Raw genomic sequence first — 12946 nt, 5'->3', positions numbered from 1 at the left:
CTGGGGCGGTGTCCGGGGCGGGGTCCGAGGCCGGGTCCGCGGCGGCGTCGGCCAGTGCCGCGGCGAGCGCCTCCTCCCGCAGGTCGTGCAGTTCGCGCAGCCGGGCGGTGAGGGTGGGGCTGTCGGCGACCATACGGGCGAACGCGTGGCCGGTGAAGCCGACGACGGGGCTGTGTTCCAGCAGGGCGGTGCGGAACGTCCGCCCCAGGGCGGTGAGCGGCGCTTCGCCGGGTGCGCGCTCGGCGACGGCCTGGGCCAGGCCCTCGGTGAACGCCTCGTGGTGGTCGAGGGCCAGGTCTTCCTTGCGGGGGAAGTAGTTGGTCACCGTCTTCTTGGACACGCGGGCCGCGGCGGCGATCTCGGCGATGGTGGTCTGCTCGAAACCCTGCTCGATGAACAGCCTGGTGCCACAGTCGGAGATCAGCTGCCTGGTCTCCTGCTTCTTGGACTCACGGAGCCCCATCTCAGTAGTCATGGAGCAATCTTACATCCAGCATAAAAATATGCTTGACCGATCAGGTGGTCGTGGTTAAAGTTACGTCCGTTGCAAAATTCTACCGAGTGAACGGACAGGGATGCGCAAGCTCACCTACTTCATCGGCACCACCATCGACGGCTACATCGCCGCCCCCGACGGCGACTTCGACTTCTTCACGCCGCACGTCACCGAGGACTACCTGCCCCTGCTGACCACCGAGTTCGCGGAGACCCTCCCCACGCCGGGCCGCGCGGCGCTCGGCGTCGCGGACGCGCCCAACACGCGCTTCGACACGGTCGTGATGGGGCGCGGTACGTACGACCCGGGCCTGGCGGTAGGCCTCACCAGCCCGTACGCCCACCTGCGGCAGATCGTCTTCTCCCGCTCGCTCACCACCAGCCCGGACCCGGCGGTCGAGGTCACCGACGAGGACCCGCTCTCCGTGGTTCGCAAGCTCAAGCAGGAGGACGGGCTCGGGATCTGGCTCTGCGGCGGCGCCGACCTGGCGGGTCAACTCCTGCCCGAGGTCGACGAGTTGATCGTCAAGCAGTACCCGATCGTGGCCGGTACCGGCATCCCGCTCTTCCGTGCCGACTTCTCGGCGCGCACGTTCCGGCTCGCGGACAGCCGTGTGTTCGAGGGCGGCAACGTCGTCCTCACGTACGCCAAGACGTCCGACTAGAGCCGCAGGCCGCAGGCCGCACCCGCCCAGGACCCTCGCACGCGACGCACCGCCCGCACCTGCCACGCAGGCACGTGCCACGCCCACACCTGCCAGGAGTTGCCCTGAACGTCACCGCTTCCACCCTGTCCCTGACCGTCGCCGACGTAGACACCTCGTGTGAGTTCTTCCGCACCCACCTCGGCTACCAGGTCGCCATGGCCGCCGACGGCTTCGCGTCCCTGACCCGCGATGATGCCGCCGCCGACATCGTGCTGCTGCGCCGCGGCAACGAGGTGCTCCCGCCCGAGCAGCGCGACCAGCAGGCCACGGGCCTGATCCTCGCGTTCACCGTCACCGGTATCGAGGCGGAGGAACAGCGCCTGCGCGCTGCCGGCGCCCCGATCACCATGCCGCTGCGCGAAGAGCCCTGGGGCGAGCGGCTGTTCCAGCTCACCGACCCGAACGGCGTGGTCGTCCAGTTCGTCGAATGGGCCGCGTCTGACGAGCCCGCGTCCGACGAGCCCGGGCAGGGCGAGCACGCGCAGGGCGATCAGCCAGCGCAGGGTGAGGCACCCGCGCCGGGCGATCAGCCAGCGCAGGCCGAGGCACCCGCGCAGGGTGAGGCACCCGCGCAGGCTGAGGCGCCCGCCATGCCCGTGATCACCCCCACCGCGGAGAACGTCACCGAGTCCCCGAACGCCCGCATGACCGGTCTGGCCGCCCCCAGCCGGGGCAGCACGGAACTCAGCACCTGGACGGTCGCGATGGAGCCCGGCCAGACCGGCCCCGAGCACGACGTCAGCCGCGAACAGGTCTGGACGGTGACCACCGGCGCCCTCGACGTCACCTGCGACGGCCGCACCGAGAAGATCTCGGCCGGGCAGACCTTCGTCCTGCCACCCAACGTGCTCCGCCAGGTCCACGCCCCGCAGGCCGCCGAGGCCCATGTCGCCATGCGTGCGGACGGTGTGGTCTCGGTGCCCGGCACCGAGGGCACCCGCATCCTGCCCTGGGCGCAGTGACCGCCCCGGCGCGGAACCGACCCCACCCCATCCCTCGCAGTCCTTCCCCTGACGGAGACAGCTTGTCCGTACGCATCACCGCCCTGACCGACCCCGAGGAGACCTCCGCCGGCCGCCGCCTGGCCTGGCTGGCCTCCGGCCCCGACAGCAGGCCCGCCGGATACGCCTTCCTGCGCCTGTGTACGGGGGAGGGCCAGCGCCACCTCGCCGAACTGGACGTTCAGGTCCACCCCGCCGAACGGCGCGGGCGGGCGGGCACCCAGCTGCTCGACGCGGCCGTCGCCGCCGCCCGCCAGGACGGCCGGACCACCGTCATCGCCCAGGCCGGGGCCGGATCCCCCGGCGCCGCCTTCCTCACCGCCAGAGGCTTTCGCACCGCGCTGACCCTCACGTACGCCCGGCTGCCGCTGACCGAGGCGGACCTCCCCGCGCTCACCGCCGCCGTCGAGAAGCCGCACGCCGGCTACCGGCTGGAGCAGTGGGAGGGGACGGTGCCCGACGGACTCGCCGACACCTTCGTGGCGTCGCGCCGGGCCATGGACGACATGCCGATGGGCGCCGTCCACTACGGCACGGTGGTCTGGGACCTCGACCGGGTACGGGCGGCGGCCGCCGCCGTCGCCGCACGCGGCGACATCCTGCACACCGTGGCGGCCATCGACCGGTCGGACGGTGCCATCGTCGGCTTCACCGAACTGGTCGTCCCCGGCAACGGGACGGGCGACGCCCAGCACTACGGCACGGCAGTGCTGCCCGAGCACCGCGGCCGCGGCCTGGCCCGCTGGATGAAGGCCGCCTCGATCGTCCGGGCCCGCGAACGCCACCCCCGCCTCGGCGGCCTGCTGACCGACACCGCCGACAACAACCCGTACATGCGGCGCGTCAACGACGAACTCGGCTACCTGCCGACGCACACGGCCCACGAGTACCAGCTAGACCTGTAAGCCGCCCTCGCTCTGGCCCCTCATCACCGGGACAGAGAGCGACGAAGGCCCGGACCGTCCAACGGTCCGGGCCTCCGGTCGGCCGGTCGTACCGAAGGGCCGGCTCAGGCCTTCTTCACCACGCTGGACTTGAGCTGCATGGGGCCGAACCCCTCGACCTTGCAGTCGATGTCGTGCCCGTCCACACCCTCCACCAGGCGGATGTTGCGCACCTTCGTGCCTGCCTTGATGCCGGACGGGCTGCCCTTGACCTTCAGGGTCTTGACGACCGTCACGGTGTCGCCGTCAGCGAGGACATTGCCGACCGCGTCCCTGATCACACCGTCTTCGACCCCTCCCGCGGCGCCTGCCTCAGCGTCGGCGGAGGCGGGCGACCACTCATGGCCGCACTCGGGGCAGATCAGCAGCGCGCCCATCTCGTAGGTGTACGAGCCGGAGCATTCGGGGCACGGAGGCAGGGTGTCGGTCACCGGGAAAGTGTATTTCAGCCAAGGAGCCGACGCCGCAGCCGCTGCCCGGGGGCCGATCGCTCAGCGCCGGCCTGCGGAGCGGACCCCCTGGATCCGCCCGCGATCCTCGCATGCCAGTCCGCGCTGGACCGGACATGGATGAGGGTGGGCCCGTTCAGCCGGGCCTTGCCGTTGCAGGTGCCCTTCCCGGCGATCAGCCGCTCCGCCGACTCGAACCGGTCCGTCAGCTCTTCGAGCCAGAACGTCCCGCCATTGCGCTGGTCGACCGAGACCGTGGCCGGTCCGCCGAGGTAGCGGAAGACGTACGGGCCTCTGGAACTCAGCTTCGACTCCAGCACCGGCACGTGGTCGTCGAGTGTCTGCAGCCACATACGCCATGTCCCGCGCCCCTCCACCCGCACGCGTACCGTCTCGGCGCCGTTCGGGGGAGCGGTACGACCGTCCGCCGCGCGTTGCTGCCGCGCTTGATCAGGTGCCGCTTCCCCGGGTGGTCGAGGAGTTCGGCGGAACCGCCGGCGTCCAGCCGTACCACCAGGATCACCGGCCGCTCGGCGTCCGGCCGCACCAGCTCGACCTCCCGGCTTCCCGACGCCTCCGCGCGCTGGGCGGCGGGCGTGCCGGGAGGCCAGATCTTGTACGGCCGCCAGTTCGCACCCTTTCCCGGCAAGGGGGCGTGCCACGCGCGGCGCGCGGGTCGGCGCGGTACGCCTGAGCGGAGGGGGCTCGGGTCATGGCCACCGGAGTCCGGCCGGTGGCGATGGGCGCGTGCCCTTCCTTGAGCCGTACCGCGCCCGCCGCACACACGTCGACGAGACGTGGCGCCCCCTCGGGCGGCGTCCAGCGGACCTCGGTGGTCGATGGGCCGTGCCGCGGGTCGAAGAAGCACAGCGGACGGCGCGCCGGCAGCGGCTTTCCAGCGGCCCGTGCCTGCGCGCAGGCGAGCGCGTGCCGACCCTCCTCCAGGGCGCGCATCACGTCCTCGGCGTCCTCGCGGTCGCGGTCACCGACAAAGTCGCGCTTCGCCCGCTCGTAGGCCTCCAGGGCGCGCTCGTAGTCCCCGAGTACGTGCACGTCGGAGTCCTGTCCGGTCGGGACGAACACATGACGGGCGAGCTCTTCTCCGAACGCGGTGATGTCGGCGTCGATCAGGGCCAGTTCGTCCGCACGACGCCGCCGGAACAATCCACGCCAACCACGCCTGCCCACTGCCCACCCCGTTCGTCCCCGCGCACCCCACGCACCCCACGCACCCCACGGGCCTCGCGGACCCGCGCTGACGAGATCGTACGCACTGGCCTGTGGGCAGCCCCGGACGCGGGCCACCGCTGCGGAACCACGAGATGAAGGCGGGAGTTGGGCAAGCACCAGGGCCGAATCCGTCGACGTCCTCGGTCCGGCCGACGCGGTGTGTCAGCAGGCAGCCCCATCCACGTCATCGAGTCCCTCGGCCCACAGTGCGGTGATTTCGGAGACCGGTCCCGGTTTGCCGAGGGCGACCAGGGTCATGGCGTCCACGGGGAACAGTTCCGTGCACGCCGCGCCGACTTCCGCGGCCGTGGTCTGGCGGAGGAGGTCCGGCAGACACTCCGCCCAGTCGACCGGTCTGCCGGCGGACACGGAATCACGCAGCAGGTCGGCCTTGGCTGCCGGGGTGTCGAACGCTCCGAGCAGTTGGGCAGCGCAGAAGGTACGGATCGGTTCCAGCTCGGCCGTGGTGACGGGAGTGGTCTGGAACGTCCGCAGGGCCTGCCGGATGGCCGCGATGCCACCTGCCGCGTCCCGCTCCGGCAGAGTCGCCCTGATGGAGGCCCGGGGGAGGTCGAGGCAGACGTCGCGGGCGGCGTAGAGCGAGGGTTCAAGGCCGGTGCCGAGGGCGCGGGTCGACAGCCGGGACTGGTAGTGGGCACCGACCACCGCTGTGGCCAGGTATCGCGCCGCCGCGTCGATGTCACCGGCCGGTTCCGGCGCGCTCAGCGTCACTTGTACGTCTTCCGATGCGTGGTGGTGGAGTTCCAGGATGGCTCGCCCCGACCGGATGGCCCCGCGTTCGGGCGACGCGATCCCGGCCGAGTGGGATGACGGCAGGGGGGACCATGGGGACAGTGCCCGTTCGGCGTCGGCGGTGAAACGCTCGGGATCGAGATCTCCGACGGCGATCAGCCAGCCCCCGCCACGCCGCAGGATCGACTCGTGCACCGTGCCGAGGTCGCTGGGAACAGTCGCCGAAAGCGCACCCTCCAGCCAGTGACAGCGCAAGGCCGCGTCCATCACCGATTGGGGTTCGCGATGTCGCGAGGGTGAAGTCGCCAGGGGCATCGGGCCGTTCACCGGCGTGGCCAGTTCGGCAAGCCGCTCCAGCCATGCTCCGATCGTGCTCGATGTGGTGTAGCCGGTGACATCGAGCCACTGGCCGTCGGCGGCCAGGTGGAAGCTCCCGCCCGCGGCCTCCGTACGAGCTGTCGCCCGGTCGCGCCTGGCCAACAGCTGGACCAGGGCGTCGACGTCGTCCGGGCGCTGCCACCCCAACACACCCAGGGGGAGCCGCATGCGCAACTCCACCAGGGGGGAGCGGAGGTCCCGCACCGCCACGACGCCTGTTCCGCCCGCGAGCGTGGACTCGTACCGGGGGCCGTGGTGTGGCGGGAGCTGCACGCCCAGCGGCGGGATCGGGCGGACCGCGGCGGGCGCGGTGGCTGATGCCGCCGGTACGGCGACGGGGCGGGCGGGGCCTGTCGCGGCCGCTACGGAGCCCGGCTCGCGTACGGGCGCGGGGCGCGTCCGGGTGGCCCCTGGGGTCATGATGAGGATCCCCTTACGGGCGGTGCCGAGGTGCCGGGCGGCCGCGGCGACCTGCTCCGGGCCGACTTCGGCCAGCAGAGCGGGGTACTCGTCGAGCAGTTCGGCACGCCCGAAGAGCAGCTCCAGGCGGCCGAGGGCGCGGCTGCGCTGGTACGCCTCGGCATACTCGCGGTAGTGCCCGGTGACCAGGCGCTGTACGGCCTGACGCTGTGCCTGGCCGAAGTCAGGCGCGTCGGCCCAGAGAGCCCACCGCTCGGTTGTCGCCTCCACCGCGTGGTGGGGCGGAACCATGGGAGGCACCAGGGCGGTGACGACGAAGAGGTCGGGGTCCTTGGCGTCGAGTGGTCCGAAGACTCCGCAGCCGGCCGACGCGGCCTGGAGGCCCTCCAGACCGAGATGGCTGATCATTTCGGCCAGTACGGCATGGGCCAGGTAGCCCGTCATGTCCTGCCGGGGGCCGGGCAGCCGGTAGCCGAGCGCGATGGCCGCGGCGGTCACTCCCGGCTCCGTGCAGCTCTGCCACCGGTCTTCGGCGAGGCTGGGCTCGTGAAGCTCCGGCGCGGCGGCGAACGGGCGCGGCGGTATGTCCCCGAAGTGCCGTTCGACCAAGGTCAGTAGTTGCTCGGGGTCGTGGTCGCCGACCACGGTGAGTACCGCGTTGCCGGGTGCGTAGTGCGCGTGGAAGAACTCCTCGCACGCGGCGACGGTGGCCGTGCGGAGCTGGTCCATCCGCCCGTAGCCGTCATGGGCGTTGGCGAAGCGGTTGAAGACCGCGCCGGGCAGCAGCGGCCAGGGCAGCCCGCCGTAAGGCCGCGCCGTCACCGCCTGGTGGATCTCCTCCTCGATGCCGTTGAGCTGTTCGGCCAGCGACTCCTCGGTGAATACCGGCGCCCGCATCCGGTCGGCCTCGCTGAACAGCGCGCGTTCCAGCGCCGCTGCCGGGACCAGCTGGTGGTAGTCGGTGTAGTCCTGGTGCGTGGTTCCGTTGGCCTGACCCCCCACCGGGTGGATGTGCTCGAAGAAGCGGCCCGGCGCCAGGCTTGCGCTGCCACGGAACATCAGATGCTCGAAGAGATGGGCGAACCCCTCCCGCTCGGGCCCCTCGGACCGGTAGCCGACGCCGTAGTGGACGCAGACCGCGGTGCGCGGGGAGCCCGGTTGTCGTTCGAGAACCACCCGCAGCCCGTTGGGGAGGGTCGTCTTGTGGATTCTCCCTGTCATCACGGAACCCTCCTCCGCTACAGATCGATGAGAAATCGCAGAAAGTCGCAGTAGTGGTCGAACCCGCGGTCGAAGTCCTCCAGGTACGCGGCGATGTCGTGGACGTGGAGCAGGATCCGCAGCGCGGCGATCTGCTTCCATCGCTGACCGAGGTCGCGGCCGTACCCCTCGAACAACGCGTCGGTGAGGGACTGCCACGCTCCCTTGTCACCACCGACCTGCCACTGGAGCTCCACCAGCTCCCCGACCACCCAGCCCAGGTCGACGTACCAGGGCGACCCGCAGACGTCCTCGCCGACGAGCAGGTCGATGCCGCCTGTGTCACGGTCGACGATGAGCGATCCGAGGCCGGCCGCACCGTGCGCCAGCGCGGTGTCGGGATCGGCCACTGTCTGGCTGTGCCAGGCGAGCACCTGGGCCCAGCGCGCCTCACCGAGGCTCCGGCGCACCTGTCCCTGGGCGCAGGCCGCCCGCGGGCTGGCGGCACGACCGGTCAGCCAGTCGCCGAGGCGTGCCAGCCCGCGCGAGGGACCGGTCCGCGGCCCGGCGGGGGGCTCTAGGTCGTGGACGGCGCGCAGGAGCCGACCCAGGTCGTGCAGGTGCTTCGCCAGCTCGGCGGCGGGCCCTTGGCGCAGGAGCAGGTGCGCGGCGGAGACATCGCCGCGTACGTCGTAGCGGCGGGCCGGGCCCTCGGCGGTGCCCATCGCCAGCCGGGCGTCGCCGAGCTCCCCGATTCCCCGGAGCAGTCGGTACGCCTCGCCTCCGGCGGGCTGGAAGGGGGTCGGGGCGAGCGGGCCCGGCTCGCGGTGCCAGCGGTGGCCGCCGGTCGGCAGGTCGTGGACGGAGGTCCTCAGGAGCCCGGTGCCGAACTCGGCGTCGGGACCAGGCTGTTCGGGAGTCGCGGCGACCGCCTCGGCACGGCGCTCCACGATCAGCCGGAGCGCCTCGGGCAGTGGGGGCGGCACCCAGGCGTCCTCGCGGCCCGTGGTCAGGCTCCGGCCGGGGACGGGTGGTACCAGCACGACGTTCGGCCGGGCCGCCAGGGCGGTCCAGTGCCGCTGGACCGCGGCGCCTTCCAGGGCGCCCGGCGGCAGGGCGGGCGCCAGGGCGACCGGTGCGCGGGTGCACTGGGCGGCGAGCAGGGCCGGGCTGTCCGCCAGCCCCAGCGCGAGGCGTGCCATGAAGTGCATGGTCGCGGGGTAGACGAGGATGGCCTCGGCCCATTCCGCCCACTCGACATGCCGTGCTGTGGCCTCGTCGTCGGGCCAGACGTCACACGAGACGGCTCCGCCCACCCGGGCGGCGATGGCCTGCGGCGTCACGAACCGCTCCGCGCTCCGGGTCAGGACGACACGGACCTCGAGCTCGGGGCAGTGCAGGCGCAGCAACTCCAGCCAGTAGGGGGTGGACCAGGCGTAGGCGGAACCCGTGACGACGAGGAGAAGCCGGTTCATCCCCAGTTCGGGAACCTCGGCGTACGGCTCGTCGATCACTGTGCGACCGCCCCCAGCAGGGCTTCGAGCTCCGTGAGGGAGGCGCGCTCGCCGTACTTCATGTGCACACCGGTGACGTTCAGTACGATCTCGTCCGCGCCCGCGTCCGCGTACTCGCGCAGCCGGGCGGCGAGTTCTGCCTTCTCGCCGTACAGGAAGGCGTCCCCGGCCAGCAGCGCTTCGGCGTTGCCGCGCGGGTCCTGCGTCGACGTCTCGATGCCGGACCGGCGCAGCATGTCGGCGTAGTGCGGCAGCATGGTGTGGCCGGTGTTGCTGATCGACGCCAGCTCGACCGGGTTACGGTCCGCCGCCGCGACCGCCAGCGGGACCATCGCCACCACCCGGGGCGTGGGGCGCCCCGCGCTCTCTGCCCCGGCCTTGAGCGCGGGCACCACGACATCACGGATGTACCGGGCAGGCGTCAGCCAGGTGATCGCGACGTCGGCGATCTCCCCGGCCAGCCGGGCCATGCGGGGGCGGAGGACGCCCAGGCCGATCTCCACCGGCGGCCGGGGCACCGTGACGAACTGCGAGCGGCACGTGAAGTACTCACCGACGTGGTCGACCTCGCTCGTCTCAAGCAAGGCGCGCATCACGGAGACGTATTCACGTATCGCACCGAGCTGGCTGCGGTACGGCGCGCCCATGAGGCTCTGCTGGAACGCGGCCGCGCCCGGCCCGAAGCCGGCCACCACGGGATGGCCGCTGGCTACCGCCAGTGAATGGGCCTGGATGGCGGCCTGTTGGGGGTGGCGCAGGGGCATCAGGGTGACGCCGGTGCCGGTGGGCACACGGAAGCCGCAGGCAGCGGCGTGGGTGAAGTCCTGGAACGGGTCGTTACCCAGGGCCTGGCCCTGCCACAGCCGGTGCGCGTCACTCCACTGCGTGAGAGCGGCGTACGGCAGCAACTGCTCCGGGCGGAAGGGGACGATCGGGGCCATGATCGAGTAGGTGGTCATCGGTTGCCTCCAGTCAGGGCTGCGGTGGTGTTCTCGGGAGTCCCCAGTGCCTGTCCGCTGACCAGCTCCGCGTACATGGGGCTGGTGAGCATCAGGTCCTCGTGCGCGCCCTGGGCGGTCACCTGACCGCCGTCCATCACGATCACGTGGTCGGCGTGCTGCACGGTGGAGATGCGGTGGGCGACCACGAGTACGGCCCGGTCCTGGCTGATCTCGTCGACGAGCTTGCGAAGCCGTAGTTCGTTGATGCTGTCCAGCTGCGAGGACGGTTCGTCGAGCAGGACCAGCGGTGCGTCCGAGAGGCTCGCCCGGGCCAGTGCCAGTCGCTGGCGCTGGCCGCCGGACAGGTCGTGGGAACCGCCCAGGACCGTGTCCAGGCCTTCCGGCAGCCGGGTGATCTCCTCTTCCAGGCCGACGTCCCGTAGCGCGCGCAGCAGGACGTCGTCGGCCGCCGGTCGCTCCTGGCCGAGGGTGAGGTTGTTGCGCACGGTGTCTCGCAGCAGGGTGGCCCCTTGGTCGACGTAGGCGAGCCGGCCGCGCAGCTCGGCCAGGGACCACTGAGCCGCGTCGCGGCCGAACACCTCGATACGCCCCTCCTGCGGGGCCATGAACCGTTCGACGAGTCCGAGGACGGTGGACTTGCCGGAGCCGGAGAGCCCGACCATGGCGGTCAGTCCGGTGGCGGGGACGGCCAGATCGACGTGCCGCAGCACGGGCTCCCCGCCGTAGGCGAAGTCGACCTTCTCGAACCGCACGGCGGGGGCGCCGGCCACCGGGGACTGGGATGTGCCGAGCGCCTTCCCGGCGGAAAGCTCCTCGGACGGCAGGGCGAACAGGTCGTCGAAGCGCTGACGGGCCGCCAGGCCCATCTGGATCGTGCTCGTCGCCGATATCGCCATCATCAGGGGCGCGGTGAGCTGGAACAGGTAGAGCAGAAACGCCACGAAGGTGCCCAACTCCAGGCCGCCGCCGGTGATCCGGGCGCCGCCGCCCAGGATGACCGCCACCAGGGCGATCTGCTGGCCCAGGTTGACGACGGGCACCATCAGGGCCTCCAACGCGGACGCCCCGACCTCGAACCGGGCGACCCGCTCGGCACGGGTGGCCAGCTCGGCCGACACGATGCGCTCGGCACGGTGCGCCTTGATCACGGTCAGCGCTTCCATCGTCGCGACGAAGTGCTCGGTGAGCGTGCCGACCTCGTCCTGGATCGCCACGTACTTGCGGCGCAGCGCGATCACGACCACGGCGACCACGGCCAGCGCCACGAGGAAGGCCCCGAGCGTGATCAGGAGCAGGACCCAGTCCAGTACGCCCATGATCACCATCGTGCCGACCAGGGTGACCAGCGACATCGGGAGCTGGATCGGGGCGATGTCGACGACGCTCTTGATCGCGGAGGCGTCGGCGGTGAGCCGCGTCGCGAGGTTTCCGGTGCCCTCCCGGCGGGCCGCGTGCAGTCCCAGACCGATGGAGTGCCGCATGCTGCGGACCCGCAGCCGCCCGATCAGCTGGTGGCCCATGCGGGAAAGCAGGTAGGTGGCCACGGCGTTGGCGGCGGCGGATCCGAGGCCGACCGCGACCATGAGCCAGGTCCACTTGGTGAGGCCGTCGTCCTGCTGGATCGCCTCAAGCAGCTTCCCGACCGTCCACGGCAGCACCAGCGTCGCCGCGGTGGCGGCCAGGGACAGCAGCAGGATGCCTGCCAGTTGCGGGCGTCGGCCTTGGAAGATCTCGTGCAGGATGTGCAGCCGCTGCTGGGGCCTATCCGTGTTCGTGACCGGCGTGCTCATACCAGTGATCTCCTAGGCCGAGAACTCGATCAACGACCGGACCGGGGTTACCGGCCCTTCCCACGTCACCCGCAGTCCCGCCTCGTGCCCGAGCCTCTTGAGCTCGGCGACGGTGCGCACCGGCGTGGGCATCATGGCGCGCAGCAACAGCTCCATCCGGGCCGCCTGCTCGCCTCGCATGACCACATCCAGGTTGACGTCGGCCACCAGGACCTTTCCGGCCTCGCCCGCCGCCTCGGCACAGCGGCGCAGAATCGAGACCGCCCGCTCGTCGTCCCAGTCGCCCAGGATCGCGGAGAGCAGGTAGACGTCCCGGCCCGCGGGCAGCGGGTCGAAGAAGCTGCCGGGGGCAACCTCGCACCGGTCCTGCAGACCGGCGGCGGTGATGTTCTTGGCGGCGACCCGTGCCACGCTCCGCAGGTCGACGAGCGTGCCGCGAAGGTGCGGATGCCGGTCCAGCAGGCTGGTCAGGATCGCGCCGGTGTTGCCGCCCACGTCGACGACGCTGGCTACGGCCGACCAGTCGTAGGCATCGCGGATGAGCTCGGCGTCGAAGACGAGTTGCCCCAGCGAGGCGCGCTCGATCGCCTCGACGTAGGCCGAGTCCTCGTTGAGGCTGTCCCAGTAGCCGCGGCCGAACAGCCCCACGTGTGCGGGCTCGCCGGTCCGGACGGTGTGCACCAGGCCCACCAGTGCCATGTCCGACCTGCCGGTCACACCGTCCAGGCGCAGGGCCTCGCGCAGTGAGAGCGGGTGGTCGGTCAGCAACGGGCGCATGGCGTCCCGCAGCACGTAACCGCCGTTTCCGTCGTGGTCCAGCAGTTCGAGGGAGACCAGATAACGCAGCAGGCTGTCGAGGATGTCGGCGCGGGTGTCGCACCGCCGTGCCAGGTCCTCTGCGCCGGTCACTCCGGCAGCGATGTGGTCCGCCAGACCAAGCGTCGCCGCCGCACGGACCGCGGCCGGGCGCAGTAGATCGGCAAGGTCCGTGAGTTGCTCGACGTGAGCCAGGTCGTCCATGGCCAGTGCCCCCAGTTGTGTTGCGGTGACGACGATGTGCGAGGGCCGGGTGGGGGGGGGCCCCGGGGGGGGCCCCCCCCCCC

General features: G+C 71.6%; 12 protein-coding genes. 3 read left to right on the top strand and 9 right to left on the bottom strand.

The genetic code is table 11. From position 1 onward, the window contains the following. The coding region (locus U9R90_RS16270) for a TetR/AcrR family transcriptional regulator (RefSeq protein WP_411057758.1) at positions 1-463 on the bottom strand (463 nt) is incomplete at its 3' end. A 112-nt stretch (positions 464-575) separates the two neighbouring features. Here U9R90_RS16270 and U9R90_RS16265 point away from each other — a divergent pair. From U9R90_RS16265 to U9R90_RS16255, 3 genes are all read left to right on the top strand, one after another. Beyond that, a complete protein-coding gene (locus U9R90_RS16265; protein ID WP_411057158.1) occupies positions 576-1160 on the top strand; it encodes a dihydrofolate reductase family protein in 585 nt (194 codons plus the stop codon). A gap of 74 nt (positions 1161-1234) precedes the next feature. Beyond that, entirely contained in the window at positions 1235-2164 is a 930-nt protein-coding gene (locus U9R90_RS16260; protein WP_411057157.1) for a VOC family protein, read from the top strand. 62 nt (positions 2165-2226) lie between these two features. Beyond that, positions 2227-3108 carry a GNAT family N-acetyltransferase gene (locus U9R90_RS16255; RefSeq protein ID WP_411057156.1) on the top strand — a complete coding sequence of 294 codons (882 nt, stop codon included), beginning with the start codon at positions 2227-2229 and terminating at the stop codon, positions 3106-3108. Between the two features lie 104 nt (positions 3109-3212). On the opposite strand, the gene U9R90_RS16250 is transcribed toward U9R90_RS16255, so the two are convergent. From U9R90_RS16250 to U9R90_RS16215, 8 genes are all read right to left on the bottom strand, one after another. Next, positions 3213-3578, bottom strand: a complete 366-nt coding sequence (locus U9R90_RS16250) for a zinc ribbon domain-containing protein YjdM (protein WP_411057155.1) — start codon at positions 3576-3578, stop codon at positions 3213-3215. A gap of 14 nt (positions 3579-3592) precedes the next feature. Next, positions 3593-3949, bottom strand: a complete 357-nt coding sequence (locus U9R90_RS16245; RefSeq protein ID WP_411057154.1) for a hypothetical protein — start codon at positions 3947-3949, stop codon at positions 3593-3595. A 166-nt stretch (positions 3950-4115) separates the two neighbouring features. Next, on the bottom strand, positions 4116-4760 hold the full coding sequence (locus U9R90_RS16240; RefSeq protein ID WP_411057153.1) for a hypothetical protein: 645 nt from the start codon (positions 4758-4760) through the stop codon (positions 4116-4118). A gap of 228 nt (positions 4761-4988) precedes the next feature. Further along, entirely contained in the window at positions 4989-7598 is a 2610-nt protein-coding gene (locus U9R90_RS16235) for an insulinase family protein (RefSeq protein WP_411057152.1), read from the bottom strand. Between the two features lie 17 nt (positions 7599-7615). Next, on the bottom strand, positions 7616-9091 hold the full coding sequence (locus U9R90_RS16230) for a flavoprotein (protein ID WP_411057151.1): 1476 nt from the start codon (positions 9089-9091) through the stop codon (positions 7616-7618). Next, positions 9088-10050 carry an LLM class flavin-dependent oxidoreductase gene (locus U9R90_RS16225; protein ID WP_411057150.1) on the bottom strand — a complete coding sequence of 321 codons (963 nt, stop codon included), beginning with the start codon at positions 10048-10050 and terminating at the stop codon, positions 9088-9090. The genes U9R90_RS16230 and U9R90_RS16225 overlap by 4 nt, the downstream gene beginning before the upstream one ends. Further along, a complete protein-coding gene (locus U9R90_RS16220; protein ID WP_411057149.1) occupies positions 10047-11843 on the bottom strand; it encodes an ABC transporter ATP-binding protein in 1797 nt (598 codons plus the stop codon). The genes U9R90_RS16225 and U9R90_RS16220 overlap by 4 nt, the downstream gene beginning before the upstream one ends. A gap of 12 nt (positions 11844-11855) precedes the next feature. Continuing rightward, positions 11856-12863 carry a methyltransferase gene (locus tag U9R90_RS16215; RefSeq protein WP_411057148.1) on the bottom strand — a complete coding sequence of 336 codons (1008 nt, stop codon included), beginning with the start codon at positions 12861-12863 and terminating at the stop codon, positions 11856-11858. Positions 12864-12946: the final 83 nt, after the last annotated feature.

It is taken from the genome of Streptomyces sp. E11-3, from assembly GCF_046540415.1.
GTDB lineage: Bacteria > Actinomycetota > Actinomycetes > Streptomycetales > Streptomycetaceae > Streptomyces.
The sequence above is the reverse complement of the archived record's forward strand: the minus strand, read 5'-3'. Positions and strand labels throughout refer to the sequence as shown.

What these genes read in the sequence shown, in the direction of transcription:
- U9R90_RS16220 (WP_411057149.1), bottom strand. Translation starts at nt 11,843, where the DNA reads ATGAGCACGCCGGTCACGAACACGGATAGGCCCCAGCAGCGGCTGCAC.
- U9R90_RS16215 (WP_411057148.1), bottom strand. Translation starts at nt 12,863, where the DNA reads ATGGACGACCTGGCTCACGTCGAGCAACTCACGGACCTTGCCGATCTA.
- U9R90_RS16245 (WP_411057154.1), bottom strand. Translation starts at nt 3,949, where the DNA reads ATGTGGCTGCAGACACTCGACGACCACGTGCCGGTGCTGGAGTCGAAG.
- U9R90_RS16265 (WP_411057158.1), top strand. Translation starts at nt 576, where the DNA reads ATGCGCAAGCTCACCTACTTCATCGGCACCACCATCGACGGCTACATC.
- U9R90_RS16235 (WP_411057152.1), bottom strand. Translation starts at nt 7,598, where the DNA reads ATGACAGGGAGAATCCACAAGACGACCCTCCCCAACGGGCTGCGGGTG.
- U9R90_RS16225 (WP_411057150.1), bottom strand. Translation starts at nt 10,050, where the DNA reads ATGACCACCTACTCGATCATGGCCCCGATCGTCCCCTTCCGCCCGGAG.